The 26,173-nt window shown below is 60.4% G+C and carries 23 protein-coding genes; 12 read left to right on the top strand and 11 right to left on the bottom strand.

The annotated features are described in order from the left end of the window. Nucleotides 1-555: 555 nt before the first annotated feature. The 4 genes from sake_RS07930 to sake_RS07915 all read right to left on the bottom strand — a co-directional run bounded on the left by sake_RS07930 (nt 556) and on the right by sake_RS07915 (nt 5,065). A complete protein-coding gene (locus sake_RS07930; RefSeq protein WP_178945779.1) occupies nt 556-1,422 on the bottom strand; it encodes a hypothetical protein in 867 nt (288 codons plus the stop codon). Nucleotides 1,423-1,952: 530 nt separating this feature from the next. Beyond that, nucleotides 1,953-2,657: a benzoate/H(+) symporter BenE family transporter gene (locus tag sake_RS07925; protein WP_178945778.1), complete on the bottom strand. Its 705-nt coding sequence runs from the start codon at nt 2,655-2,657 to the stop codon at nt 1,953-1,955. Nucleotides 2,658-3,186: 529 nt separating this feature from the next. Continuing rightward, on the bottom strand, nt 3,187-3,798 hold the full coding sequence (locus tag sake_RS07920) for a hypothetical protein (RefSeq protein WP_178945777.1): 612 nt from the start codon (nt 3,796-3,798) through the stop codon (nt 3,187-3,189). Nucleotides 3,799-3,973: 175 nt separating this feature from the next. Continuing rightward, nucleotides 3,974-5,065, bottom strand: coding sequence for a DUF1524 domain-containing protein (locus sake_RS07915; protein WP_178945776.1), 1,092 nt, complete (start codon nt 5,063-5,065; stop codon nt 3,974-3,976). 37 nt (nt 5,066-5,102) lie between these two features. Between sake_RS07915 and sake_RS07910 the strand changes: the two genes are divergently transcribed. From sake_RS07910 to sake_RS07900, 3 genes are all read left to right on the top strand, one after another. Further along, the gene (locus tag sake_RS07910; RefSeq protein ID WP_178945775.1) at nt 5,103-5,306 is read left to right on the top strand and encodes a hypothetical protein; all 204 of its coding nucleotides are present in this window, start codon (nt 5,103-5,105) and stop codon (nt 5,304-5,306) included. A 75-nt stretch (nt 5,307-5,381) separates the two neighbouring features. Further along, a complete protein-coding gene (locus sake_RS07905; RefSeq protein ID WP_129359444.1) occupies nt 5,382-5,846 on the top strand; it encodes an SRPBCC family protein in 465 nt (154 codons plus the stop codon). Between the two features lie 263 nt (nt 5,847-6,109). Next, entirely contained in the window at nt 6,110-6,718 is a 609-nt protein-coding gene (locus sake_RS07900; protein WP_371811982.1) for an ANTAR domain-containing response regulator, read from the top strand. Nucleotides 6,719-6,785: 67 nt separating this feature from the next. Here the strand turns inward: sake_RS07900 and sake_RS07895 are convergent, their stop codons facing one another. Beyond that, entirely contained in the window at nt 6,786-7,256 is a 471-nt protein-coding gene (locus tag sake_RS07895; protein ID WP_371811888.1) for a hotdog fold thioesterase, read from the bottom strand. 130 nt (nt 7,257-7,386) lie between these two features. On the opposite strand from sake_RS07895, the gene polA reads away from it, so the two are divergent. From polA to rpsA, 3 genes are all read left to right on the top strand, one after another. Next, the gene (gene polA / locus sake_RS07890; RefSeq protein WP_178946303.1) at nt 7,387-10,053 is read left to right on the top strand and encodes a DNA polymerase I; all 2,667 of its coding nucleotides are present in this window, start codon (nt 7,387-7,389) and stop codon (nt 10,051-10,053) included. 27 nt (nt 10,054-10,080) lie between these two features. Next, the gene (locus sake_RS07885; protein WP_129359445.1) at nt 10,081-11,427 is read left to right on the top strand and encodes a GNAT family N-acetyltransferase; all 1,347 of its coding nucleotides are present in this window, start codon (nt 10,081-10,083) and stop codon (nt 11,425-11,427) included. Between the two features lie 243 nt (nt 11,428-11,670). Continuing rightward, nucleotides 11,671-13,173, top strand: coding sequence for a 30S ribosomal protein S1 (rpsA, locus tag sake_RS07880; protein WP_129359446.1), 1,503 nt, complete (start codon nt 11,671-11,673; stop codon nt 13,171-13,173). A 180-nt stretch (nt 13,174-13,353) separates the two neighbouring features. Here the strand turns inward: rpsA and sake_RS07875 are convergent, their stop codons facing one another. Continuing rightward, nucleotides 13,354-14,016, bottom strand: a complete 663-nt coding sequence (locus sake_RS07875; RefSeq protein WP_129360105.1) for a YigZ family protein — start codon at nt 14,014-14,016, stop codon at nt 13,354-13,356. 121 nt (nt 14,017-14,137) lie between these two features. On the opposite strand from sake_RS07875, the gene coaE reads away from it, so the two are divergent. Continuing rightward, a complete protein-coding gene (coaE, locus tag sake_RS07870) occupies nt 14,138-14,752 on the top strand; it encodes a dephospho-CoA kinase (RefSeq protein ID WP_129359447.1) in 615 nt (204 codons plus the stop codon). 3 nt (nt 14,753-14,755) lie between these two features. Here the strand turns inward: coaE and sake_RS07865 are convergent, their stop codons facing one another. From sake_RS07865 to sake_RS07855, 3 genes are read right to left on the bottom strand one after another with little or no spacing between them, the layout of a single operon-like run. Beyond that, the gene (locus tag sake_RS07865) at nt 14,756-15,640 is read right to left on the bottom strand and encodes an NAD(P)-dependent oxidoreductase (protein ID WP_178945774.1); all 885 of its coding nucleotides are present in this window, start codon (nt 15,638-15,640) and stop codon (nt 14,756-14,758) included. 30 nt (nt 15,641-15,670) lie between these two features. Beyond that, nucleotides 15,671-17,026 (bottom strand): four-carbon acid sugar kinase family protein, encoded by a 1,356-nt coding sequence (locus tag sake_RS07860; RefSeq protein WP_178945773.1) that lies wholly within the window; start codon nt 17,024-17,026, stop codon nt 15,671-15,673. 24 nt (nt 17,027-17,050) lie between these two features. After that, complete coding sequence (locus tag sake_RS07855; RefSeq protein ID WP_178945772.1) at nt 17,051-18,442, bottom strand: GntP family permease; 1,392 nt, start codon at nt 18,440-18,442, stop codon at nt 17,051-17,053. A gap of 134 nt (nt 18,443-18,576) precedes the next feature. On the opposite strand from sake_RS07855, the gene sake_RS07850 reads away from it, so the two are divergent. The 4 genes from sake_RS07850 (at nt 18,577) to uvrB (ending at nt 23,312) form a co-directional block, all read left to right on the top strand. After that, a complete protein-coding gene (locus tag sake_RS07850) occupies nt 18,577-19,284 on the top strand; it encodes a FadR/GntR family transcriptional regulator (RefSeq protein WP_165000952.1) in 708 nt (235 codons plus the stop codon). After that, on the top strand, nt 19,281-20,246 hold the full coding sequence (gene denD / locus sake_RS07845) for a D-erythronate dehydrogenase (RefSeq protein WP_129359452.1): 966 nt from the start codon (nt 19,281-19,283) through the stop codon (nt 20,244-20,246). Before sake_RS07850 ends, denD begins: the two co-directional genes overlap by 4 nt. A 200-nt stretch (nt 20,247-20,446) precedes the next feature. Next, nucleotides 20,447-20,941, top strand: a complete 495-nt coding sequence (locus sake_RS07840; protein ID WP_129359453.1) for a hypothetical protein — start codon at nt 20,447-20,449, stop codon at nt 20,939-20,941. A gap of 223 nt (nt 20,942-21,164) precedes the next feature. Then, nucleotides 21,165-23,312 carry an excinuclease ABC subunit UvrB gene (gene uvrB, locus sake_RS07835; RefSeq protein ID WP_178945771.1) on the top strand — a complete coding sequence of 716 codons (2,148 nt, stop codon included), beginning with the start codon at nt 21,165-21,167 and terminating at the stop codon, nt 23,310-23,312. Nucleotides 23,313-23,402: 90 nt separating this feature from the next. Here uvrB and sake_RS07830 read toward each other — a convergent pair whose 3' ends face one another. Continuing rightward, nucleotides 23,403-24,008 carry an NAD(P)-dependent oxidoreductase gene (locus sake_RS07830; RefSeq protein WP_129359455.1) on the bottom strand — a complete coding sequence of 202 codons (606 nt, stop codon included), beginning with the start codon at nt 24,006-24,008 and terminating at the stop codon, nt 23,403-23,405. A gap of 105 nt (nt 24,009-24,113) precedes the next feature. Between sake_RS07830 and sake_RS07825 the strand changes: the two genes are divergently transcribed. After that, complete coding sequence (locus sake_RS07825) at nt 24,114-24,500, top strand: helix-turn-helix domain-containing protein (protein WP_238147583.1); 387 nt, start codon at nt 24,114-24,116, stop codon at nt 24,498-24,500. A 90-nt stretch (nt 24,501-24,590) separates the two neighbouring features. Here sake_RS07825 and sake_RS07820 read toward each other — a convergent pair whose 3' ends face one another. Next, nucleotides 24,591-26,162, bottom strand: coding sequence for a metallophosphoesterase (locus sake_RS07820; protein WP_178945770.1), 1,572 nt, complete (start codon nt 26,160-26,162; stop codon nt 24,591-24,593). Nucleotides 26,163-26,173 lie beyond the last annotated feature (11 nt).

The following is a 26,173-nucleotide window of genomic DNA, read 5'->3' as shown; positions in this document are numbered from 1 at the left end:
GACCAGAACGTGGTCTTGGTGGCGGTGATTTCAAGGGACCCTGACAGCATGGGGTTGGCCAATGAAAGAGACCCCCATGCACCGTTTGGCGCAAGGGGGTCTTTTGTGCCAATCTGGCCCTAACATGAGCCAACAGGGTGGTAAATCGCCAAATTGACACTGTGTCGGTGGGTCCCCTCCTCTCTACGCGCTGAGGAGGGGACCCGGCATCACACGAGATGTCGACTCGGTACATGGAAGTCAAGCTGACACATAGCCGACTTCCCCGAGACGACGGTAATATATTACCCCAAGTTGCCTATATATTTTGGTGATTTGGGGCACTGTGTTATGAGGGCGATCCAATGGCCGAATCTGCAATCAAAAGTGATGCCTGGCCCGTTGAGCGCGCGGGAGACCCCTCAGCCTGACGGCGGTGGTTCAGTTTTGCATAAAATTTGCCGGACGTGGGGAAGGGCCCTGCTCGGTAGAACATGGGGTTGGGTCCGATTCTCTCAAACGGAATTCAGCCCATGAGGCGTTTATTCACGCCAGTTTGTTTTGATTGCCCTGAATCTATTTGAATCCGAGACGCCAGGTGGCCGTGCCATCTGGGTTGACGGAGGAATGGTCCCCGTTCGGGCAGATGTCTTGAAATTTGAGCTTGAGATCCTTGAATACTGCTGTCTCTTTGGTGCCGTCCTCGGTGGTTGCCTGGGGGCGTTTAAGCAATACTTCGTAGTAGGGGAACGCTTTTGAGTTGCACTTTCCTTTTTGGGGATGTCGGCGGTAGTCCTCGTGCCAGGATTCTATATCGGTGGAGGATATGCCTGCTGTCTCATCTAAGATTCTGTAGGCGCCAGCGCTGTATTCCTTGTGGGTAACGGTGTCGATGACTTTGCCACGGAAGGTGTGGTCCTCTTTCGTGAAAGTCAGAGTCAAATCGTATTGTGCGCCTGGGGTGAATGGGATATCCGATGCGCAGGTCACACCATCATCACCGTCGGCCCCGGGGCGACAGAGATCGGTGTCAACCGGAGCGGCGTTTTCGTTGAAGGAACTGAACCGGACGGAGACTTGGCGATGGCCGTCCTTGGCCGGTTGCATCGGTTGCAGGCCGAAATACCCGGTGCTGTCGGCCTCGGCGTATTGAAATTCATTTGAGAAGAAGAACTGGCGAAGATCGGGTGAATCCTTAATGATCATGGGGAAAGTTATGTCTTTAAAATGGTGTCGGGGCGTTTCGAATATTGGCCAGGTTACTCCGTGACGGTCGATGGTGGGGTCTTCAAGGGACGGTTCCTCGGTGTAGACGGTTGTCTTACTGTTTTGATCGTGAACGCTATCTGGTTCGAACTGGGTGTAAGCCTGTGTGGGCGTGGACGTCGCAATGGGAACAATAAGGGTCAGACAGAAAATTGCCGAAGTGATTTTCCATTTCATAAACATCAACTCCAATGCTGTATTTGTCGTACCGAGCTATGTGCTGGGCCTTGGCCACGCCAGGCGGGGCCTGCGAGAATGAGCATAATCTAACTTTCCCTGAATGTTGGGAATGGTGTGATTGGTGTGTCGTGTGGCTCGTTCACAAATAGAATAGACATTATATATTGTCAATTTTTGACTTTAGGAATTTTGATAACTTCACTGTTGGTTTATTGAACGTGATGGGAAGGCGGCGTGGCATTCGATGGTCCGGTCGAGGAGTCACCTGACGTGTGTTCGTCACGGAGTCCTCGTTGACCGCCGGAATCAGAATCGCGCTGAGTGCGATCTTGACCAAAGCGGATACGTGGCCAGGTCCCTGGCAAGGAATATCTGGTGTCGACTGACGACGCGGTGCGGTGATTCGAGACAGCGTCGGGTGCCGCATGAGGCTGAGATTCGAGGCCACGGCGGGCCCCCGTAGGAAGCCGGCCCGTTCGGTGGGACTCAGTTTGCGGGTTTTCAGGATTCAGAGGGTCGGGACAAGTTCAGTGACTGCCGATTTGGGGGAGCGGGGGTTGATTCCAGCATTCGCGGATACCGCTGTGGCTGCCGGCGCACGGTTCCCGCTGGGATTCGCTTTTCTCGTTCGAGGACAATCTGCTCGACGGAGATGCCTTGGCGGGGTCCGACGGGTCGAGCGCGGTTGAATAATCTCCAGGCTCGAGGAAGCGCGATGTCACGCATCTGATCAGTAAGCCCCAGAAAGCGGTGTGCATATTGAAGAGGTCGAAGCCGGAAATGGTCACGATGAACGCGGCCAGCGCCTCGGAGGTGCGATGAGCCGCACATGAGGCGATGAACGCCTGACGGAGCGCCTGGAGGGGGTAATCGTCGGATTCTCGGACGTAGAGCCAGCCGTCCATCTTGTCGGTTCGAAGGAATTCGAAAACAATTTCAGGCACCGACGAGATCTCTGGAGCGAGGGGCCAATTTTCCCGCCGGCCCGATCTGATAGCGGTGATTGTCCGTTCGAAGGAGTACGTGCCGAGGTTCGAGGCGGCGTCTCCCAGGTTGTTCAGCGCATCCTCGGTGAGATCGCGATCTAGGTTCCGATTTCCTTCGAACGCCAGCTCTAGGCGCGGTTGCGGGTCGCGCCAAGGATCTGCGACGCGGTGGAAGCGACGACCGCGGTGGAAACGATGGACATCGTTGCTCTTCTCTGATGCGCGAAGATTGTGATGGCTACTCACGGCAATCTAGGCCGACCACCCGGCAATGTACAGAACAGGAATCTTTTTATTAAAATTCTGATTGCATAAATAACTAAATTTACGGGTAATCCAGGCCACAATGCGGATCTTCTGATTATGGGGTGTCAGGGGTGCGTGTTCGGGGGAGGTCGCGTCCGGGAGGTCTAGAATCGGGACTCCTAGGCTTCGCTGTTGCTCACGCCGTGAATATCGGGCTGTCAGTTTCCGTGTCAGAGGGAGAAACGCGCTCGCTGGGCCATGCGGGTAAACTCCGAGGTCGGCTGCGCGTCGGCACGCCACGGGGAGGGAAGTGACGACCGCAAGGTCGATCCGCCATGCTGTTCGATTGCTCGAATACCTTCTAGCCCGTTCGCCCCTTGGGTTGTATGTCTGACCGAAACTCGATTTGGGAAATTATATGTCGGAGCCAGAGGCCAGTTTTGTGCAGGCCTCGTGCTCCGACAAACGGACCGTAGCGATATAGTGATTTGTTGAGTCGTACTGTCCTGAAATACGCCTATTTGTGGGACTAAGTAAGTGTGCTCTTTGTTTTTTTTGTGCGCACCACTCCGTCGACTTTGACCGATCTTATGGCGTGTGTAGTTACTGTGGCCCTGCAAAGGTTTTGAGGCCCATTGGCCACGAACTCCATCCCGGAAGTGGTTAATAAGATGCGGTTTCTCCCGTTGTACTCCCAGGTCCCGTGATAGGTGGTGGTATAGGCTCTGAATCCGTTAATTGTGGGTGCAGTGGAATCGTAAGTCGGGGTCGACCATAAACCGTTGTTCCGCTGCGCTCTCCACTTAAGGTCGCCGAGGTTCGTGGGGAAGTAAAATATTATCTTGGCGTCGGTGGCTTTGCTTGAGGCTTGTGCCTCCTCGACCCAAAATCCCCCTCTGGGGTAGTTCGCGACGTTGGAAATCCGGATGATGTTGTCGGTATTGAAGAAGCACTCACTCTTTACCTGCATATTCCCGCTGACCCGTGGGGTGGGTTGTGCGTTGGAAACTGCGTGACTAGGTACAAAAGCTGTTGCTGCCACTACGGGTGCTGCCCACATCGCCCCCTTCGCTAGGACCCTTCGGGAAACTATATTTTTGGCATGTGTTTTCATGGAATCCTTCCAGTGGTATTCGCCCATATGGCGAATCTACTTTACGGAAGAAGTTTTGATAGTCAAAAATTTAATAGCTATACGATCAAATGCTGAATATATAGATATGCGATCAAAAGCACTCGATGGGTCCCTGTTTGCCGCCGCGAAATCCTCCGAAGAAGGTGATGGGCCCCCATTCCACCAGGAGAAATGCAGTAGATCAGCCTTTTGTCTCGCATGCGACGCCGTCGCCGTCGCGGTCCAGGGCTGGCCGATATCCGGGGGAGTCGGCGTACAGGGGTGCTGCTCCGGCGGCTCGAGCCGCCGTGCAATTCGCGTAGTAGGCACCTTCCTGGGCGGGTGCAGCAGGTTCCGCGGGTGCAGCGGGTTCCGCGGGTGCAGGTGCGGCGGGCTCGACCGGAGCGGGAGCCGGGGCCGGAGCGGGAGCCGGAGCCGGTGCTTCGGTGGGTGTCGGTTGCTCTGATGCAGGCACTTCCTCCGGCGCGGGGTCTGCCGTTTGCCCGACCTCCGGAGCATCGGTACCGGACGGCAGGACTTCCCCGGGGCATCCTTCAAGAATGCCTTCGATGGCGTCCTTCTCGGCCTTCGTGACCCACAGATGGTAGTTGGTCTTTACCGCGATCTGCCGCGAAACGTAATCGCATCGGAACTGTTTGTTGGACGGCAACCAGGTGGCGGCGTCACCGTCGCTCTTGCCTTGGTTCGTGGGGCCGTCGACGGCGAGGAGGTTCAGCGGATCGTTCGCCAATTGCTTCCTCTCCTTGCTGGTCAGTTGTTGAGCGCCTGTCTGCCATGCGTTCGAGAGGCTGACCACATGATCGATCTGGACCGCGCTGCTGGTGGACTTGCCGGCAGTGAAGGCGATGTCCTTGCCGGTGTAAGGGTCCACCAGGTTGCCCGAGGTCACTTTGCAATCCTGTGTGCCGGGCTTGTAGGACACCGCGGACAGATCGCGGCTCAGAACGTCGTTGCGCGTATCGCATCCGTTCTGGTCGGTGTCAGCCCACGCGCGGCCGAACTTTTTGCGCTTGTAACCCGTCTTCGGCGCTTTGCCCTTCACGGGTAGGGCTTCAAGTGCGGTGAGGGCGTCGTCGCCGGTTGCTTGGACATCGGAGACCTCAACGATCGGCGTCGTGGAGGGAGCTGCCGATGACTCCGCGGCGGCTTCGGAAGAAGCGCCCGTTGCGCAACCGGCAAGGGAGAGAACAAGGGCGACGCCGGCGCCTGCGATTCGCATTCCGCGACCGTGTCGGGAAGCGAATTCGGGCAGGGGGGATCTATGCAAAGACATGGGTGGCTCCAAGTGAAGTGAGGGACATTCGAAGTGTATGGGCAGGACACGCCGGAAACCGCATCTGACACGAACTCTTTTTGTCGTGTCCCGGGGGTATCGGCTGTCCGATTGGTTCATCCCGATGCGTCAGCCGAATGCAGCGGCTCACCCCGCGGACCCCGTCACTGCCGCAGTCGCCGAGGCTCTCGCCCTGGAAATCAGCTCTTGGCTGATCGTCAAGCGTGGTGACGGCCACTAGGGTTGATGGTGTCCAGGTTTCCGCCGAAGGTCATTCCGACGCGGCAGCCACTGCAGTCAAGCAGAGGAGAACCATATGTCCGAGACGACTTCGATTACCGTTTCCCGCTCCATCGACGAGCCATCCGACAAGATCTTCGACCTCCTGAGCAATCCGGAGCGCCACCATGAATTCGACGGATCAGGCTACGTCGTCTCCGACGACAAGACCGACCGTATTCAGAAGACGGGCGACGTCTTCCGTATGAATATGAACGGCCCGCACATGGGCGGCGATTACAAGACGGACAATTACGTCACGGGATTCGACGAGAACAAGCTCGTAGCCTGGCAGACGGCACCTGCCGGTGAGGAGCCTCCGGGCTGGGAATGGACCTGGAGCCTGGAATCCACGGGCTCGTCATCGGCCGACGTGACGTTGACCTACGACTGGTCCAAGATGGATCCCAAGGCCGCCGAAGAGCTGGGCATGCCCTTGGTTTCCCAGGAGCAGTTGGAGGAGTCTCTCGAACAGCTCGCCAACGCCGTCTCCGGCGAATAACTCTGCCGACTCAAGTTTTTGGGTAGGATCACGAGCCCGGTGCCGCTTCGTTCGAAGCGGCACCGGGCTCTGTTCTCTGCGTTCGCTGCCCCTTGGCGTGAAGCAATGTTCACAGGCAGCCACTCTGACGAGCACGGATTGACCAGTTGGACGTAAACTAGCGTTTGAGTAAGGACTTTAAGTCCGAGCCGCACGGCGGCACGGACAACTACGTGACGTTAGAGGAGAACAAGGTGACAGAGCCGACGCCCGATCAGGAGAATCTGGACCTCGAAGTGCCCGCTCCGGAAGCGGAGCAGGTCGACAAGCGCAGGGTTGTCGTCGCAGAAGACGAAGCCCTGATCCGGCTCGACATCGTGGAGATTCTCAAGGACCAAGGGTTCGACGTCGTTGCCGAGGCCGGCAACGGGGAAGAGGCCGTGGAACTGACGAAAGAACATGAGCCCGACGTGGTGCTCATGGACGTCAAAATGCCCAAGATGGACGGCATTAGCGCCGCAGAAGTGATTGCCAAGGAACGCATCGCCCCCGTGGTGTTGTTGACCGCCTTCAGCCAGAAAGAACTCGTGGATCGGGCCACGGAGGCGGGGGCAATGGCCTACGTGGTCAAGCCGTTCACCGAGAATGACCTGATTCCTTCGATCGAGGTGGCAGTCAGCCGCTTTGAGCAGATCAAGGCACTCGAGAAAGAAGTCACCGGTCTCAAGGAACAATTCGAAACCCGGAAGTTGGTCGAGCGAGCCAAATCGTTGCTCACCACCAAAATGGGCCTCACCGAACCGGAAGCATTCCGCTGGATCCAGAAGACCTCGATGGATCGTAGGCTCTCCATGCGAGAAGTTGCGGAGACCATCGTTTCCCAGGTCGCTTGAGCTACCTGATCAGCGATTGCCAGGGCCGTAGCCCGCTATGCGTCAAGCGGCTCGTGCGATCTCGGTTCTAGCGGCGGTCGACCAACAAGTTCGTGATCCGTGCCGTCGAGAGGCGACGGCCGGCATCGTCGGTCATCACGACCTCATGGATACAGAGCGTTCGCCCGACGTGGATCGGCGTACACGTGCCGGTGACCCATCCGCTCGAAGCGGCACGTTGGTGCGTTGCATTGATATCCACGCCCATGGGCTGTTTGCCCTCTCCTCCGGCCAAACCTGACGCAACAGAACCGAGAGTCTCCGCCAGAACCAAATGCGCCCCGCCGTGGAGGAGCCCAAACGGTTGTTCATTCCCCTCAACCGGGAACTTGGCGACCATGAGGTCCGGGCCCATGGTTTCGAAGACGATCCCCAACTTCTCCGCCAAACCGCCCAAACCGTTCCGAGCGAAGCGTGAATGGTACTGTTCCGGCACTCCTGCCCTGATCAGAGAATCGGTATAGGGGTTATTCGTCATCGTCTCGCTCAAACTCGTCACTGCCTGTGATTAGGATTGGTAGGTGACTTCCGCATCCGAGACAACGCCCGCCGAGGAGGCCACCGTGGCCGAGCATACCCCTGAGCCCGCCGATCCCGCCGAGAACGCAGGGGAGCGCAAACGACTCCTCATGATCGACGGCCACTCCATGGCATTCCGTGCATTCTTTGCGGTGCCCGTGGACCGTTTTTCCAACTCCGCTGGGCAGCACACCAACGCAATCCACGGCTTCACGTCGATGCTGCTCACCATGGTCCGCCAGCTTCAACCCACTCACGTGGCCGTGGCCTTCGACCTGAGCGGGCCGACATTCCGGTCCGAGGAGTACACCGAATACAAAGGAGGACGTGCCGAGACCCCCGAGGAATTCTCCGGGCAGATCGAGTACATCCAAAAGGTACTGGACACCCTGAACATCCCGTGGATCACGGTCGAAGGATTCGAAGCCGACGACATCATCGCGACCGGCTCCAAATTGGCCGAGAACGCGGATGCCGATACCGTCGTCGTCTCGGGCGACCGGGACGCTTTCCAGCTCATCTCTGAGACCACTCACGTGCTCTACCCGACCAAGGGGATCTCCGATATCCCGCCGAGGACGGCAGAGGACATCGAGGAGAAATACGGCGTCGGGCCGGACAGGTACCGTCACGTCGCCGCGCTGGTGGGGGAAACCGCAGACAATTTGCCCGGCGTACCGAAGGTTGGACCGAAAACGGCCAGCAAGTGGATTAATCAGTACGGGGATTTGCAGTCCGTGATTGACCACGCGGACGAGATCGGTGGGAAGGTTGGAGAGAACCTCCGTGCCCACCTCGATGACGTCCGTCGCAACTTCCGTCTCAACGAGCTCAAGCGCGACGTCGATTTGCCCGTCACCTTCGCCCAGATGGAGCGTCGGGAGCCGGACCTCGAGGCGATGGATGAACTGTTCGACGAGCTCGAATTCAACCGCCTCCGCGAGCGGGTCCGCGTGGACCTGGTCAAGGCCGAACCGGAACCTCAGATCGAGATACCCGGGCGTCACGAAATTCTCACGCCGGACGAACTGGCGCAGGTCGTCGCCGAGCCGGGAACATCTCTGGCTCTGACGCTCGAGCAGGACTACCGGGCAGGCGATGTCCTGTTCCTGGCCACGCGTGAGTCCGTCGGATCTGTGCGTCTGGAACAGGCCGATGCCAATCTGACCGAGGCTCTGTCTTCCACATTGAACGACCGCGCGGGCGACCTGCTGGTCTCCGACCTCAAAGAGCTGGTCAAGGCGTTGCGAGAGCTCGGTTACGAGCTTCCCGACGCCGGCCGGGATCTCGCCCTCGAAGCTTTCGTCCTGCGCCCCGGAGCACGCGGATACAGCCCTCAGGAACTTGCTGCCGAATTCACGACTTACGATTTCGGTACCAAACTCAAGAAACCGACCGCCGCGGCGCTGAAAAAGGAATCCGAGGAAACGAGGGAGAAGAACACCTCGGTAAGCCTCGATCGTTTCGCCTCTGCTGCCTGGCTGATGCACGAAGCCGCAGATGTAATAGCCGAACGCCTGGCCGAGCACGGGTGGGCCAAAAAGATCTTGGATGATATCGAGGTCCCGTTGTCTCATGTCCTGCTCGACATGGAGACCAACGGGATCGCGATGGACGTGCAAGAGCTGGACACCCTGCAAGGGAATTTTCAGGCTGAGATCGACACCGCGCAACGCAACGCGGATCAGGTGGTCGGAGAAGCCGTCAAACTCTCCTCGCCCAAACAGTTGCAGACGGTCCTGTTCGAGACCCTGGATCTGCCCAAGACGCGCAAGATCTCCTCGGGGTACACCACCGACGCGTCTTCGTTGCAAGAGCTCATGACCAAACTCGAGCCGGGCACCAAGGGCCATGATTTCATGGGGTATCTCCTGCGCTACCGCGAGTTCACCAAGCTCCAGCAATTCGTCACCGCGCTCAAGGACGCGACGACGGCGTCGAATCGGGTGCACACGACATTCGGCCAGACCACGGCGGCTACGGGACGGCTCTCCTCGATCAATCCGAACCTCCAGAACATCCCGGTCCGGACGGCCGAGGGCAAACGGATCCGCAATTCGTTCGTCTGCGGTGCCGAATACGAGACTCTGTTGACGGCGGACTACTCCCAGATCGAGATGCGCATCATGGCACATCTGTCCCAGGACGAGGGTCTGATCGACGCCTACAAATCGGGGGAGGACCTCCACCGATTCGTGGGTTCGCAGGTTTTCGGTGTCGCCCCGGAAGACGTCACCTCGGAAATGCGCTCGAAGGTCAAGGCCATGAGCTACGGGCTGGCCTACGGTCTGTCGAGTTACGGTCTGTCGAAGCAGCTGAACATTTCCGTGGACGAGGCGCGCGGGTTGATGAGCAACTACTTCAAACGTTTCGGCGCAGTGCGCACATACTTGCGTGAAGTAGTCGATGAGGCCAAGAAGGTCGGCTACACGGAGACAATGTTCGGCCGCAGGCGCTACCTTCCGGACTTGGATTCCTCGAACCGTCAAGTGCGGGACAATGCGGAACGTGCCGCGCTCAACGCCCCGATCCAGGGCTCGGCCGCCGATATCATCAAGATCGCGATGCTTGGCGTTGACCGGCGATTGCGCGAGGAAAAGCTTTCGACCCGAATGGTGCTTCAGATCCACGATGAACTCATCCTCGAGGTCACCGAAGGGGAATACGAGGCGGCGGAGGCCATTCTCCGCGAGGAAATGTCCAACGCCGTCACACTCCGCGTGCCCCTCGAGGTCCAGGTGGGCCACGGACGCTCCTGGAACGACGCCGCTCACTAGCTGAACCGTCAATCGAAGAGGAACCACATGAGTTTGAAGCCTTTTGAGATCAGAGAAGCACTCGGTGCCGATGGCAAGGCCACCGAGGCCTACCGGCGTTTCCACGGGCGGGTGCAACGCGGCTTCCACGAAGATCCGGGAACGCGAGACGTGCAGGACTACCAGGCACAGGAGTATCAGCACGAAGGATTCGTCTACCGAGGATACGAAGAGACAGATCCGGCACCCGAATGGGCCGGTACGACCCCGAGGCCAGTTTCGACGATCGTCGGCTTTCCCCGGGCCATGAACGTAGGCGCTGCAACCATTGGAACGTGGGCTATTTCGGGTGTAGGTGTTGCTTCCTCCCATCGGCGCCGGGGTCTCCTGCGGACGATGATGACCGAAGAACTCCAGACTGCCCAGCGTGAAGGCTTTGCTCTCTCGGCGTTGACCGCTTCGGAAGGCGGAATCTACGGACGCTTCGGGTACGGGGTGAGCACTCGGTTCTGCGACTACGAGTTGGATATTCGGCGTCGCCCGCAAGTGCTGGCCAGCGCATTGGAGTCGACCGGAGCGATCCGCGGCAGCGTCCTCGAAGCCGAACCGCTCAAAATGTTGGGGCTCGCGGAAGAGCTGGCGCAGAGGATAGTGCGGATCCGCCCGGGCCAGGTGAATCGGCTTCGGACTCACATCAAGGACACCCTGGGAATCGTCGATCTGCACAACAACTCGATCGAGGTGGCGCGTAACCGAGAGGCTTTCGTCTATAGCGGGGTTTCGGGGCCCGAGGGCTTCTTGGTCCTTGAGCACCAGGGGTATGAGTCGGACCCTCCTAGGGCGAAGATCGTGGACTTCCAAGCCGCCACGTCAGCCGCTTCGGTCGGTCTATGGAACCACCTTTTCACGGTGGATCTGTTGGACGTCGTCGACTTCAAAGACGCTCCAGGGATGGCATTGTCCTCGATCTTGCAGGATCCCAGGGCCGTGAGGTCCAAAGGCGAGGCCGATCTCATCTGGACCCGTATTCTGGACGTGGTCAAGGTTCTCGAGGCACGTTATTACGGTCGTGACGGCGAGATCGTCCTGCTGGTTGATGATCCGCTGGGTCTGATCACCGGCGCTTATGCCCTTGAAATCCGCAACGGTGCGGCAAAGGTGACTCCGGCCGACGGTCTGGGGACACCGGGCCAGCGTGGGGACCACGCAAAGGACGATTGTGCCCTCTCGCCTTCTGCCGCCAGGGTGCGTTTCCCCGCGGACCGGTTGGCCTCTGCGGTATTCCGGGGCTGCGCTCTTGAGGCTCAGTACGGAGTGGTGCTCGGAGAAGGGGCCGAAGAAGCCGCAGAAATGTTCGCGGTCAAGAGCGAACCGTACTGCGATTTCGGTTTCTAACGACGCCCACGAGACGGATCTTTCTCGCGGAAAGCAATCATTCGCCGAATCCTCCGGGAGGTTCCGCAGACATCGGCGTGTTTTGGGCTTTTACGCGTTGACCCGACTTGCGTCAAGCCATACACTTAGTGGGCGCACCATGTGCGCGCAGTCCAATAAATGTTCGGCTTCGTCCCTAGACCGCCGCAAGGCGGGTCGGAGTCGACCGAGTAAGTAATCTATCCACATCGGAGCCCCTACTACATGACCACCAACACCCCGCAGGTCGCGATCAACGACATCGGAACCGAAGAAGAGTTCCTCAAGGCCGTTGACGAGACCATCAAGTACTTCAACGACGGCGACCTTGTTTCTGGCGAAGTTGTCAAGGTTGACCGCGACGAAGTTCTGCTGGATATCGGGTACAAGACCGAAGGCGTCATCCCGTCCCGCGAACTTTCCATCAAGCACGACGTCGATCCCGGTGAAGTTGTTGCCGTTGGTGATGAGGTTGAGGCTCTCGTCCTAACCAAGGAGGACAAGGAAGGCCGTCTGATCTTGTCCAAGAAGCGCGCTCAGTACGAGCGTGCCTGGGGCGACATCGAGAAGATCAAGGAAGAGGACGGCGTCGTTACCGGCACCGTCATCGAGGTCGTCAAGGGCGGCCTCATCCTGGACATCGGTCTCCGTGGCTTCCTCCCCGCATCCCTCGTGGAGATGCGCCGCGTTCGCGACCTGGCTCCTTACATCGGCCAGGAGATCGAGGCCAAGATCATCGAGCTGGACAAGAACCGCAACAACGTGGTCCTTTCCCGCCGTGCATGGCTCGAGCAGACCCAGTCCGAGGTTCGCTCCTCGTTCCTCAACAAGTTGGAAAAGGGGCAGGTCCGGACGGGCGTTGTCTCCTCCATCGTCAACTTCGGTGCATTCGTGGACCTGGGCGGCGTGGACGGACTCGTTCACGTTTCCGAGCTGTCTTGGAAGCACATCGACCACCCCTCGGAGGTCGTCGAGGTCGGTCAGGAAGTCACCGTCGAGGTTCTCGAGGTGGATCTGGACCGCGAGCGTGTTTCGCTTTCGCTCAAGGCAACCCAGGAAGATCCGTGGCAGACCTTCGCCCGCACTCACGCGCTGGGTCAGGTCGTTCCCGGTAAGGTCACCAAGCTGGTTCCCTTCGGTGCGTTCGTTCGCGTCGAAGACGGCATCGAGGGCCTCGTGCATATCTCCGAGCTGGCTGTCCGCCACGTGGATCTGGCCGAGCAGGTCGTCTCCGTCGGAGATGAGCTCTTCGTCAAGGTCATCGATATCGATCTGGACCGCCGCCGCATTTCGTTGTCCCTCAAGCAGGCCAACGAGGGCGTCGATCCCGACGGCACCGAGTTCGACCCGGCCATGTACGGCATGGCCGCGGAGTACGACGAGCAGGGCAACTACAAGTACCCCGAGGGCTTCGACCCCGAGACCAACGAATGGCTCGAGGGCTACGAGACTCAGCGCGCAACCTGGGAGCAGCAGTACGCTGACGCTCAGGCTCGCTGGGAAGCCCACAAGGAGCAGGTCCGCAAGGCCCTGGCCGAAGATGCCGACGCAGCAGCAACCGCCGCAACCGGTTCGGCTTCGTCTTCCTCCTCTTCGTCGTCTTCCTCCTCGAATGCAGCTCCGGCTCCGTCCAGCTACTCCTCCGAGGTTCCGGCAGCCGATTCCGGCACACTGGCTTCGGACGAGGCACTGGCTGCACTGCGCGAGAAGCTCACCGGCAACAACTAAACCGGTAAAGCTCCCGTAGCGGGATTGCTGAGACGAATGGCCCCTCACCGTACGGTGAGGGGCCATTCGCGTTCCCGGGGCAAAACTCAACGGCCGGCGGAAGAGACAGTTCCGCTCCTTGTCTTTTTCACTGGATGCATCCTCCAGCCGAATGAGCGGTCGCGGTGCGAAGGACGTTATCTACCGATCGACCCATTCCGTGCCGCCCCACACCAGATTCAATTCCCCCGACGACGCCGATGCGAGAAGGTTTTCGGCCTCGTTAAGTTGGGCTTCTGTGTCCGTGACCGCGATATTCAGCGTCGCATGGGAAGCGCCGTAGTCGGTTCCCAGAACCGCGACTGCAGATGCGCGAAGCTCATTCTCGAGGCGGCCAGCCTCCGCGTGAGGCATGTCGATCCGACCCTGCCGAAGTCTCTGCCTGGATGCAAAATGCGCGGCGTCGAGCGCCCGTACGGTCGCGTCCGTATAGGCTCGCACCAAACCGCCGGCACCCAACTTGATTCCGCCGAAGTACCTGACCACCACCGCGCACAGGTCGGACAGATCGGTCACCGACTCATCGTCCTGCCTGGTTCGGTGGGAAATCAGTGCCTGGAGGATGGGGATCCCCGCGGTACCTGCCGGTTCACCGTCGTCGGAAGAACGCTGGATCTCACGGTCCGCTCCGAGGACGAAGGCCGAACATACGTGCCGTGCATCGTGGTACCGCCTTCGCAACAATTCGATGTACGCGCGGGCCTGCTCCTCGGTTTCGACGCGGGCCACGTGTCCGATGAACTCGCTCTTCTTGATCTCCAGCACGGTCTCGACCGGCCCGTTTCCGGACAGGACGGTGTACATGCGGGCGCGGGTTTCGAAAGAATCGGTCACTCATCCAGTCTATTCCGGTCGATTCGGATTACCGTGCCCGCCGACGGATAAGGTGGGGAACGCAAGCACGCGGTAGGAGAGGAAGCGACCAATGACAGATTCGGTCAAGCACGTGGGCCTGACGGGCGGCATAGGTTCCGGCAAGTCGACCGTCGCGCGATTGCTGACGGACCACGGGGCCGTCCTGGTGGACGCCGACGCGATCTCCCGTGAGCTCATGGTCGCCGGCTCGCCGGTTCTGGACGAGGTAGCACAAGAGTTCGGTCCTGACGTCCTGGACGAATCCGGTTCACTCGATCGGGCCGGGCTGGCCCGTATCGTGTTCGGCGACGACTCCGCGCGCGAACGCTTGAACGGGATTGTGCATCCAGCGGTCCGGGCCGAATCGAAGCGCCTGGTCGATGAGTCGACCTCGAAATCGGGGTTCTCCGGCGTCATCGTCCAGGACATTCCGCTTCTCGTCGAGACCGGCCAGGGAGACAAATTCGACGGTGTGATCGTGGTCGAGGCTCCGGAGCATGTGCGGATCGAACGGTTGGTCTCGACGCGTGGGATGAGCGAGGATGACGCCCGAGCCCGCATCAGGTCCCAAGCGACCGACGACCAACGGCGGGCCGTAGCGACCTGGACCATCGACAATTCAGGAAGCCAGGAAGAGACCGCCGCACAGGTCGATCGCCTGTGGGGGGAGTTGACCGACGGTTAGGGCTCAGCGGTCCCGTTCACGGAGCATCTGGTAGACCACGGAGTCGTCCTTGCGGCCGAGCCCTTCCCGGCGACCTCTCAAGTACACCTGCTCCGCCGCTGAAGCGAGCGGAACCGGCTGGTCTGCGGCCCGGGCCGCGTCGGTCACGAGCCCCATGTCCTTGACGAAAATATTCAGGGCGGACCGGGCTTCGTCGAACTCCTCGTTGACCATACGAGATCCCCGATCCTGGAACATGAAGGATTGAGCGGCTCCGCCATTGAGCACTTCGTGGCACTGAGCGACGTCGAGCCCCATCGAATCCGCGAGAGCCAGGGCTTCCCCCGCGGCGGCGATGTGCACTCCGCACAGCAATTGGTTCACGACCTTGAACTTCTGGCCGTCGCCCGGCTCCGGTCCGACCACCGGGCAATTCGAACCCAGGGCGTCCAGCAGGGGCTTGACGGAAGCGACGTCTTTGTCACTGCCGCCCACCATGATGAGAAGGTCGCCCGTGCCGGCACGGGCAACGCCGCCGGAGACGGGCGCGTCGACGATGTGTTGGGTCAACGGTTCCAGAGCCCGTGCAGCACGCTGCACAGCGGCCAGGCCGACCGTGGACATGATGAGGAGCGTGGTCCCGGACGAAAGAACATCAGCGATGCCGTCCTCGCCGAACAGCACCGCATCCAACTGAGGTCCCGTCGCGACCATGATGACGACAACGTCCGCACCCATGGCAGCCTCACGGGCCGAACTCGCGGTATCAACGAGCGGTGCGACCGATTCGAGCACGGCCGGATTCAGATCGAATGCCGTGACCGCGTGGCCTGCTCGGGCCGCGACCGTGGCCATGGGGGCGCCCATCGCGCCCAGTCCAATCCAACCGATGGAACTTTTCTGATTCATGTTGTCCGTTCTGTGATTCGTGGCGATTGTTCAGCGTGAGGCGGCCTGGAGGCGCTCGATGACGTCCGCGAGAGCATCGCGGCTGCCCACGTTTCCGGGGAAGACCACATAAGGGCAGTCTCGAACATTCTCGGGAGCGTGTTCCGGTTTGAAGAGCGAAATCTGACCGGGGAAGAACTGGCCCTCAACCCTCGCGAGGCGGATACCCAGGCCCCGATGGGCAACTTCATGGGAGGTGATTCCTCCTTTGGCGACGATCCAGGCTGGGAGAGCATCGCGGCTCCTTTCCACGACCTCTACCACCGCATCGGAGACGCTTCTGGCAATGTCGAGGGACTCGGCCGGGTCCGAAGTCGAGACGAGTTTCCGGCTGGTGTAGACGGCGACGTCGTTGTTCTTCAGGCCCTCTCGGATCGTCTGGACCGTCCGGTTCAGGTGGTGGTCCCGTCGGCTCGGATCGAGAAGCTGTTCCACATCGATTTCGATTTCGGTCAGGCTCCCGCGTCGCTGAACTTCCTCGAGCTGTTGCGTGGTGAGGCCGACGTGGGAGCCTACCACCACAAGGCCGTGACGTTGTCTGTCGCCGCTCAGGGATATGTCCGACGGCCCGAGAATGCGGGGCTCGGTTTGACCGGCGAGAGGGCGGACAAAAGACGGACCGCACCGTGTGACGAAGTGATGTCCACGAGCTTCCAATTCGGTCACGGCGTCGACGACGACCTCCATGTCCGAGTAATCGGTCGCGTTGACGACGACCCACGTTCTGTTCGAGGCTCCGGCGAGAATCTCGGTAACTTTTTCCCGCCCTCCGGAGCGGATGTCGTCGAGCGAGAGGCTGAGGACCTCGGAAGCCTGGACCGTACCGTCGGATTTTTCCTCGAGGAACTTCGTGAGGTCGGAATGATGGTAGCCAAACGTTGCGTCCCGTGCGAAGTCTGTGTCCTCGACTCTTCGCGCTGCCCCGTCGACCTTGGCGTAGTGGACATTGCCTTCCGTGAAGCGGCCCGCTTCGATCATCGCGGGGCAGAACAGGAACGCGTCGACGTCGACGCCGTGCTCGGAGAGAACGTCGGCCAGCGCATTGGGCTCCGCAACCACGTGACCCCTGAGGGTGGAGTCCGACCGGGAGACCACGTGCAGAGGCGTCTTATCACTCTGGGGCGAGGCTTCCAAGAATTCACTCAGAGTCCTGCGGTTCAGCGAGACCGCGGCGTTCTCTTCCAAGGCCCGAGTATTGGTGAGTGTGAAGCACGTGGAACCCGGCTGTTCCAAAGACCCCGTGAGGATTCCGGGGTCTTGTTCGAAGGCGACGGGAACATCGTGGACGCATTGCGAACCGGTGGGGTCGTCGTCGAGAACGAGCAATCGGCGGGGTGAATTAAGCATGGTGAAACTCCTTCGGAGAAGAAATCAGGCGAGGGCGGAGACCACCGGCCACATGACCAGGGCCACGAAGAAGCCGACGATCGATGTTGCCGTGGTCAGAACCGTGTAGGACTTGAGCCCCGTTGCGGTGTTGACCTGGTTGTATCGGGACCACACCCAGAACAGGGAGTCGTTGACGTGGGAGAGGGCCATCGAGCCGATGCCGATGGTGACCGCCACGAGTGCTACCTGCAACGGAGCGAGACCGAGCGATGCCACCAGAGGCGCGACGAGTGGCGCGGTGGTCAGGGTCGCCACGGTTGCGGAACCCTGGGCCGCGCGAATCAGGGCTGACATCAACCACGCCATCACCAAGATGTGCAGACCCGTACCGGCCAGGGCATTGGCGACGGCGTCGGCGACTCCGGTTTCTTGGAGCACATGCCCGAAGGTGCCACCGGCTCCGGTGATGAGGATGACCGCTGCTACCGGCGGAAGGGAGGAGTTGATGACGTCCTCGGCCTGGGTCAGCCCCCAGCCTCTACGGTAGCCGAGGACGACGGTTGCGATGACGACGCCGATGACGAGAGCCATCGGAGAGGCCCCCACGAAGGAGAAGAACTGAACGACCCCGTTGTCCGCAGGCAGAGTCATGGAGGTGATGGTTTGGGACATGATCAGAACCAGCGGGATCAGGATCATGAGAATCACGACCCAAGCGCGCGGCGGATTGTCGACCTTCGGGAAAGACTGGGTCGATTCCTCGTCGAAATCCTCACCGGCTTCCTGCATCTCCGCCGCCGAGATAGCCGGGACGGGAGAAAATACACGGCGGGTGATGAACGGGATCATCAGTTGCGAGGCGAACCACATGATGATTGCCGGAACCAGTCCCAGGAGGAGCACCATGCCGATATTCGCGCCCATGACCTGCGCTCCGCCCACGATGCCCGGGTGCGGAGGAAGCACCACGTGCACCGTCAGGAGGCCCATGACGGTGGGGAGAGCGTAATTGAGCATGTTGCCTTGAAGGCGGCGTCCGACCGACAAGATGATCGGCATGAGGACGATGAGGGCGACATCGACGAACACGGGGATGCCGAAGATGAAAGCGGCCGCCCCGAGTGCCCAAGGAGCTCGGTTGGGACCGAATTTGGTGAGCAACATCTTGGCCAGGACATCGGCTCCGCCTGAGACCTCGATAATGCGACCCATCATGGCACCGAGCGTCACGATGAGAGCAACCGACCCGAGGGTCGAGCCCATGCCGTCTTCCAGCATGGGGACGATCTTGTCCAGAGGAACTCCGGCGGCCAGTGCCAGGCCGACCGAGACCAGGAGCAATGCGAGGAACGGGTGGGCTTTTGCCTTGATGATGAGCGCCAGGATGACGACGACAGCGGCCAATCCCAAAAGGACGAGAGTTACCGGGGACATGAAATCTCCATCGACTTCTACTTCCGGCCAGAGTGACGCGAGCCATCACTGGCTGTGATCAGATATCTGATAAGTGTAGCTTTTTGTGCAATACTGTCAACCAGTTCACACATGCGTCTTCCAAGGAGTCACCAGTGGTGAAGAATCTCGCCGACCACGTCAGTCGATCGATCCTGGACCGGATTGCCCAAGGTGTCGTGTCCGTGGGAGACGAATTGCCGCCCGAGGGCGTCCTGGCCGACGAACTCGACGTCTCCCGACTGACCATTCGCGAAGCGATCAAGACGCTCGCCGGGCGAGGGGTGATCACGGTGAAACACGGCAAACGGAATCGGATTGCCCCCGTCGAGAACTGGGATCTACTCAACGTGGAGCTGATGGAGTTGCGCGGTCGGATGCGCGGCGAGAGTCGAAACCTCGTGGAGCAGTTGACCGAGGTCCGCGAAATCGTGGAAATCGGAGCAGCCGAACTCGCCGCGGCGAGGATCACTAACGAACAGCTGAAGCTCATGCGGGAGCAGGTCGAGATTATGGTCGAGGTCGAGAACAGCGACGGCGAACCCGACGTCGCTCGCGCTGTAGAAGCGGACATCGCATTTCACGGGGTAATCATTGAGGCCGCAGGCAACGAATATCTTGCCGCGACTTACCGTCCGCTGGAAGAGGTTCTGCGCGCCGTGCGCATGGAGACCTCGTCGACGCGGAAAGTGCGCAACGACGCGATCCATTGGCATACAGAGATTTTGAAAAAGCTGGAAAACAAAGACAAAGAGGGCTCGCGCGAGGCCATGAGGTCGCACATGCGCCAGACCATGGGAGCCGTCAGAGAGGAAACGGAATGAAGATCGTCGTGACCGGGGGCGCAGGGTTCCTTGGGAGCAGGGTCATTGCGGAGCTGCTGAAGCGACAGGATGCTGGGAACCTTGGGTTTCGTTTCGATCGCATCGTGTCTCTGGACTTAGCCGAGAATCGGAGCGAGGACGCTCGGGTGAGCTCGGCGGTCGGGGACCTCGCCGACCCGGACCTGCTGGCCGAGATCATTGGCGAGGACACGGTTGCCGTCTACCACCTGGCCGCGGTGCTGTCGGGCGGGTCGGCGGAGAACTTCGATTTGGCTCTGCGGGTGAACCTCGACGGGACGCGCGAACTGTTGGAGGCGGCCCGGAGGGCAGGCAATCGGCCCCGTTTCGTGTTCACGAGTTCATTGGCCGTCTTCGGTGGTCAGATGCCGGAAATCGTCGAGGACACTTGGGCCGAACAGCCCGATTCGACGTACGGGGCTTTCAAAGCCATGGGGGAGCTGCTGGTCAATGAGTACTCACGCAAGGGATTCGTGGACGGCCGGATCTGTCGTCTGCCGACCATCTCGGTCCGGCCCGGCAAGCCGAACTCTGCGGCGTCGTCCTTCGCTTCGGGAATTATTCGGGAACCATTGAACGGAATCGAGTCCGCGTGCCCGGTACCCCATGAAACCCGGATGTGGCTCTCTTCCCCGGATGCCGCCGTGTCCAACCTCGTCCACGCGCTGGAAATCTTGGGAGAGGAGATCGGTGCGTGGCGCGGTATGAACATCCCCGGCATCTGTGTGACGGTCTCCGAGATGCTTGCTTCGCTCGAACGCGTCGGTGGCTCACGGGCCAGGGCCCTGGTCACCGATCAACCCGACCAACAGGTTATGGACATCGTGTGCTCCTGGCCGGGTGAGTTCGCGGTGGATCGTCTCCTGGAGCTTGGCTTCGTCCGGGACGACAACTTCGACGACGTCGTCCGACAGTACAAGCAAGAGTTCATCGACCAGAGCTGAGCTCGGGCTCTGCCCCAGGAGCCGGTTTGCCCAACGCAAAATCTAGCTACGTTCTGTTCTTTGCCCTAATCCAGGTCCTGGCCCAGTCATGTGGTGTTCTCCTGTTTGACGTCGGGTTGTACGCCAGCCCCCGTCTGGCCAGGGTTCTTGCCACAGCGAGGTGAATGGCCCAGGGAACTCTCAGCAAATACAGTGGTTGCATGCGTATTTTGCCGAAAGTAGCCGTCCCGTCCCTGGCCGTTCTTCTCCTTGCCACCGGGTGTGGCGGTTCGACAGGTGCCAGCTCTTCTGGGTCGCCGACGCAGGGTTCCGCCTCGTCCAGCGAGTCTTCCTCGAGTCCGGCTGAGAATCCCACCCCGACAGGGGCGTCGGAGTCTGCGCCGGCAGGCCCGGGTTCGTTGACCGTGACCACCGGCGACGGTGAACAGCAGTTCACTCCGAACGTGGTTCATTGTGCTTCCGGCGATGGCAGTATTCGACACCTGATGGCCAGCGTTGATAACCAGCCGCCATTGCTCAAGGTCGAGGACGAGGGCGGTTTGTTCGTGATGTACAAACCCCAGCAGCAGGGGAGGCCATATAAGGCCAAGCAGCCGGAGGGGATTCAATACACCGCTGATGGGATAAAGGCCGATCATGCCAACGTTGGCGGTGCCACGATCAACGGTCAACTGCATTGCACCGACGGGGTCTAGGCCCGGGTAACTTATGCCCTGGCATCCTCCGAGTTGATGAATCTGACGCTGCCTGACTACTCCGCATACGGTTCGCGAACCGGCCTGTCGTAGACAGTGCTGGCCGGCACCCCGACGTGGGAAGAACCGGGACGCATAGGGGAGGACCGCCGTAGGAAGGAGAAGACATCAGCCTCAGGCGGATCTATCGAACATTCTTACGAATCGGAGTAGCCTGGGGCGTATGAGTCTGGCACAGGAGATCAACCGCGTCGTCGCGCCATTTGAGGTCATTTCCGATTACAAGCCCGCCGGTGATCAGCCACGGGCCATCGCCGAATTGACCGAAAGAGTTGAAGGCGGCGAGAAGGACATCGTTCTCCTGGGTGCCACGGGTACCGGCAAGTCCGCGACGGCGGCCTGGCTCGTCGAGGCGGTTCAGCGGCCCACGCTGGTCATGGTCCAGAACAAGACCCTCGCGGCCCAGTTGGCCAATGAACTTCGTGAGCTCTTGCCCAATAACGCGGTCGAATACTTCGTTTCGTACTACGACTACTACCAGCCCGAAGCCTATGTTCCCCAGACGGACACCTTCATCGAAAAGGACTCTTCGGTCAACGATGAGGTCGAGCGTTTGCGACACTCCGCGACCAACGCGTTGCTGACCCGACGCGACGTCGTCGTGGTCTCCACGGTGTCCTGCATTTACGGTCTCGGCACGCCTGAGGAGTACGTCAACCAGATGGTGACGCTCCGCCAGGGGGACGAAGTCGACCGCGACGACCTGCTCCGTCAGTTCGTCAACATGCAGTACGCACGCAACGACATGGACTTCCACCGGGGTACTTTCCGCGTTCGTGGAGATACCGTCGAAATCATCCCCATGTATGAGGAGAATGCGATCCGCATCGAGTTCTTCGGGGACGAAATCGAGTCGATTCATACTCTTCATCCGCTCACGGGCGAGGTAATCCGGGAAGAGAATGAGATGTACGTCTTCCCCGCCTCGCACTACGTGGCCGGTGCGGAACGCATGGCTCGTGCGGTCGAAGACATCAATAACGAGCTGGGGGAGCGTCTCAAGGAACTCGAGGACCAGAACAAGCTCGTCGAGGCGCAGCGGCTGCGAATGCGCACGACCTACGATCTCGAGATGATGGAGCAGATGGGCTTCTGCAACGGTATCGAGAACTATTCGAGGCACATCGACGGACGTGGGGCCGGCTCGGCCCCGCACTGTCTGCTAGATTATTTCCCCGACGATTTCATGCTCATCATCGACGAATCCCACGTGACCGTGCCCCAAATCGGTGGCATGTACGAGGGAGACATGTCCCGCAAACGTACGCTCGTGGAGCACGGCTTCCGTCTGCCGTCCGCGATGGACAACCGTCCCCTCAAATGGGACGAATTTCTGGAGCGCATCGGCCAGACGATCTACATGTCGGCCACCCCGGGCAAGTACGAGATGTCTCAAGCGGACGGGTACGTCGAACAGATCATTCGCCCAACCGGTCTCGTGGATCCGGAGATCGTCGTCAAACCGACCAAGGGGCAGATCGACGATCTCCTGGACGAGATCAGGCAACGAGCGGACCGGGACGAACGCGTCCTGGTGACGACGCTGACCAAGCGGATGGCCGAGGATCTCACGGATTACCTCGTCGAGCACGGGGTCAAGGTCCAGTACCTGCACTCCGACGTCGATACCCTCAAGCGCGTCGAACTCTTGCGTTCCTTGCGTCTGGGCGAATTCGATGTCCTGGTCGGCATCAACCTTCTTCGTGAGGGCCTGGATTTGCCGGAGGTATCGCTCGTGGCGATCCTGGATGCGGACAAGGAAGGGTTTCTGCGTTCGACGACCTCGCTCATTCAGACCATCGGCCGTGCTGCCCGTAACGTGTCCGGTCAAGTCCACATGTATGCGGATAAGATCACCGATTCGATGGAGACGGCGATCGAGGAGACGAATCGTCGTCGGGAAATCCAGGTCGCGTTCAACAAGGAGCACGGCATCGATCCGACGCCGCTCCGCAAACGCATCGCGGACATCACCGATCAGATCGCCCGCGAAGAAGAGGATACCCAGGAGCTCTTGGCCAAGCGCGCCGCGGCCAATGATCACACGGCTCCGGTCAAGGGCAAGGGCAAGAAGTCCAAGTCCGCCGACGCCGATCGGGACAACGCGACGTTGGCTGCCGTCGAGAAAATTCGCAAGGACGGTCTGGCGGCGGCTCCTGCCGAGGACCTGCTGGAACTGATTGAGCAAATGAACGAGCAGATGCGCAACGCCGCGGCCGAGCTCCAATTCGAATTGGCGGCTCGATTGCGTGACGAAGTCTCTGACCTGAAGAAAGAACTGCGCCAGATGCAGCAGGCGGGTCACGCCTGATCTGACGGTGGGATCACGCGCGGACGTCTTGAGGGCCGGTTCGGATGACCGGGCCCTCAGGGGGGGGCGTCGGAGAACGCCCAAGCGGTACTAGTTCGCCACGGTGAAGCGTTTGCCCTGATGCGACTGCGATTCGGCCTCATCGACAATTGCGACCGCGAAGTCTTCGGCGGATACCGAGTCCCCCGCGGGCCGGTCCAGTTCGGTCTTGTATGCGCCGGTTCGCTCGCCCGGGGCGATCATCGGCGCGGGAGCCAGCATCGTCCAGTCCATACCGTGTGAGGACACGTAGTCACGGTAGACCTCCGCGAAAGCATCAGCTTCCGTCTTGAACTGCGCCGGGAACCCCTCCGTGTCCTTGAGCATAGTGTTCTCGTCGGCGTAGAGAGCGCCGGCGCCTCCGACCACAAGGAACTTGCCCTCTGGCCCTGACGCCAACAGATTGCGGTGGTTCTTGATGTCGTCGGCGTAGTCGCCGGTGCGGCCGCTGACCACGGTGATGACGGTGTAATCGTGTCCGGCAATGACCTCGGTGACCGCGGCAGTGTCCGCGAGATCCAGCGCGCGGGCCGACTGAGCGCCTTCGACCTCCTTGCCGCTGCGCGAATACGCGTCCACGGTATGTCCCCGCTGAGCGGCTTCCGCGACGGTGCGGTATCCGACCATTCCTGTGGCTCCAATGACTGCGATCTTCATGATTCAACCCTTTGCTGGTAGATGTGCCGGCGGCTCTTGCCGACCACGTACCCAAAGAGTATCTTTTTGATACCGAGTACCTCAAGGAAACTAAGGAAAGCAATTTTGGCTACAAATGTCTCTTCCCCGGAACGCGAGTTCGACATCATGGACCCGCACTGTCCGTCGCGGACCGTGCTCCGTCACGTGACCGATCGTTGGACGCCCCTCATCGTCACCAGCCTGGGAGAGGGGCGGATGCGGTTCACGCAGTTACGGGACAGCATCGGGGGAGTGACCCCAAAGGTACTGACACAGACCCTTCGATCGATGGAACGAGACGGTCTCGTCACTCGCCATGCGGCCGGTTCCGTGCCTCCGCGGGTCGACTACGAGCTGACGGAACTCGGCCGGAGTCTGGCCGAGCCCATCGACGCCATGCGCCGCTGGGCGGAGAGCAGCGCGGAGGCCATTATTCGATCCCGGATGCATCACGACTCCTCGAAGGTGTGAGGTCTCGCCCCTCGATCGTCTGCCGCTGGCCTAAGGATACGCTCACGGTCTCGACCGTGCAGGCCGGGCGCCGTGAGGCACGCAAGTGCGCTAGATGGCTACGAGGAGGTCAACGTTGCGATCATCCCGTGTGCCCTCCGCATGCAGTCCACCGACGGAACCTGTGTCGTTTGCGCCGAGCTCCCGATGCAAGGCCGCCAGGTTTTCGAGCCCACGCGTGGAGGTCGGCGACTCGGGGATCTGCGAGTCGACCATCGTCGTCCGGATGCGTACCACACTGTCGGATACGAAGATCTGAACTCCTCGGAATTGCACCGGCCACTCCGAAATGGAGGCCGTGGAGACCTCCCAGAACCCGTTCTCGGGTGCGCGTCCGGGTCGCGGCGTCACCTTGTTGACGTGCGTGTGGCCGGAGAGCCACAGGACCACGTTCGGGTAGCAATGAAGTAGGGCCTCGACGTCGTCGGCCAGATGCAAGGTGCCTCGCGAATCGCCGATCCCGTAGTCGTTGTTCAGCGTGGACAGCCCGTGATGTGAAGCCAGAACTACGATCCGGCTTTCGGCGGCGGACGCGTCGAGCTGATCCCGGAGCCACCGGAACTGCGTATCGTCGACGCATCCGTCCACGTGACCGGCCGTATTGGTGGTGTCCAGCACCAGGATCCGCACGTCGTCGTTCGGATCGTGGGCGTAGTAGGTCACGCCGTCGTGCAAATTGACATCCGTGAATCCGTGGCCGCGCGGCGAACCGGGAGAGTCGAGGTGTGCTCTGACGTAGTCACTTTTGCTCCATACGGTTCGGCCATCCGAAGGGTCGATGTCTTTCGTGGGTCCGCGCGTGGACCACATCGGATCGTTGACGTACGCCGGGGTCTTGGCGCCCTCCGGGACCGAAGCGGCGTCGAGCTCAATCGGCTTGCGCGGCCCCGACAGGAAATCGTCCAAACCCCCGGGAAGCGACGCCCGCCCTTGGACCAAGCAGTCGTGGTTCCCGAAACAGGTCAACCAGGGCAAACCCAAGCCGTCCGTCCCAAAAGACCTCGTTGCTTCGGACAACGCGCCTGGAGCGTCGGGAAACCCGAATTCGGTCTTGTACCTGTCACGGGAAGACGGCTCCGGGTTGTAGTATTGCGGATCGTCCATCCCTACCGGCGCATCCTGGAACTCCCGTGATCCTGCGGCCGGTTTGACGACGCCGCCCGTCAAAGACCGCAGGTACGCCTCGATCTCATTGCGTTGCGAGGAATCGGAGTTGTCGCCGGTCGTGAGCGCCAGGTCCCAAATATCCGGTTGGGCTTCGACCAGGGAATTCATCGCTCGAACCATGCCTTCGATCGCGTGGTACTGCAAGAACTCCTGAGGCCGGTAGGAGGGAATCATCCCCTTCCAGTCCGGCTGGCCGTCGAGCTTCTGCAGGAACTCGAGTCGGGCGGGAGAGGCCAAGTCCGCCAGCTGAAAATCGGTGAAATGGACCAGGCCCAGGACCTGCGTGCCGGCGTCGGGCCAGGCGGCATTGGCCGGCATCAGGTCCGTGCGCGCGGTATGCGGCTCGCCCGGACCGGGGTGGAGACGGCGGAAGGGAGCGGCCGCGTCCGGAATGACCCGTCGCGAACTGGTGGTCGCGAATCCCTGGGACGTTCCGGCATTGTCCCGGTCAGACATGTGCTTGCTCC

This window comes from Kocuria sp. TGY1127_2 (assembly GCF_013394385.1).
GTDB lineage: Bacteria > Actinomycetota > Actinomycetes > Actinomycetales > Micrococcaceae > Rothia.
This window is presented reverse-complemented; position numbering and strand designations above follow the sequence as displayed.

What these genes read in the sequence shown, in the direction of transcription:
- sake_RS07930 (WP_178945779.1), bottom strand. Translation starts at nt 1,422, where the DNA reads ATGAAATGGAAAATCACTTCGGCAATTTTCTGTCTGACCCTTATTGTT.
- sake_RS07920 (WP_178945777.1), bottom strand. Translation starts at nt 3,798, where the DNA reads ATGGGCGAATACCACTGGAAGGATTCCATGAAAACACATGCCAAAAAT.
- sake_RS07915 (WP_178945776.1), bottom strand. Translation starts at nt 5,065, where the DNA reads ATGTCTTTGCATAGATCCCCCCTGCCCGAATTCGCTTCCCGACACGGT.
- sake_RS07910 (WP_178945775.1), top strand. Translation starts at nt 5,103, where the DNA reads ATGGGCAGGACACGCCGGAAACCGCATCTGACACGAACTCTTTTTGTC.
- sake_RS07905 (WP_129359444.1), top strand. Translation starts at nt 5,382, where the DNA reads ATGTCCGAGACGACTTCGATTACCGTTTCCCGCTCCATCGACGAGCCA.
- polA (WP_178946303.1), top strand. Translation starts at nt 7,387, where the DNA reads ATGATCGACGGCCACTCCATGGCATTCCGTGCATTCTTTGCGGTGCCC.
- sake_RS07885 (WP_129359445.1), top strand. Translation starts at nt 10,081, where the DNA reads ATGAGTTTGAAGCCTTTTGAGATCAGAGAAGCACTCGGTGCCGATGGC.
- rpsA (WP_129359446.1), top strand. Translation starts at nt 11,671, where the DNA reads ATGACCACCAACACCCCGCAGGTCGCGATCAACGACATCGGAACCGAA.
- sake_RS07875 (WP_129360105.1), bottom strand. Translation starts at nt 14,016, where the DNA reads ATGTACACCGTCCTGTCCGGAAACGGGCCGGTCGAGACCGTGCTGGAG.
- coaE (WP_129359447.1), top strand. Translation starts at nt 14,138, where the DNA reads ATGACAGATTCGGTCAAGCACGTGGGCCTGACGGGCGGCATAGGTTCC.
- sake_RS07865 (WP_178945774.1), bottom strand. Translation starts at nt 15,640, where the DNA reads ATGAATCAGAAAAGTTCCATCGGTTGGATTGGACTGGGCGCGATGGGC.
- sake_RS07860 (WP_178945773.1), bottom strand. Translation starts at nt 17,026, where the DNA reads ATGCTTAATTCACCCCGCCGATTGCTCGTTCTCGACGACGACCCCACC.
- sake_RS07855 (WP_178945772.1), bottom strand. Translation starts at nt 18,442, where the DNA reads ATGTCCCCGGTAACTCTCGTCCTTTTGGGATTGGCCGCTGTCGTCGTC.
- denD (WP_129359452.1), top strand. Translation starts at nt 19,281, where the DNA reads ATGAAGATCGTCGTGACCGGGGGCGCAGGGTTCCTTGGGAGCAGGGTC.
- sake_RS07840 (WP_129359453.1), top strand. Translation starts at nt 20,447, where the DNA reads ATGCGTATTTTGCCGAAAGTAGCCGTCCCGTCCCTGGCCGTTCTTCTC.
- uvrB (WP_178945771.1), top strand. Translation starts at nt 21,165, where the DNA reads ATGAGTCTGGCACAGGAGATCAACCGCGTCGTCGCGCCATTTGAGGTC.
- sake_RS07830 (WP_129359455.1), bottom strand. Translation starts at nt 24,008, where the DNA reads ATGAAGATCGCAGTCATTGGAGCCACAGGAATGGTCGGATACCGCACC.
- sake_RS07820 (WP_178945770.1), bottom strand. Translation starts at nt 26,162, where the DNA reads ATGTCTGACCGGGACAATGCCGGAACGTCCCAGGGATTCGCGACCACC.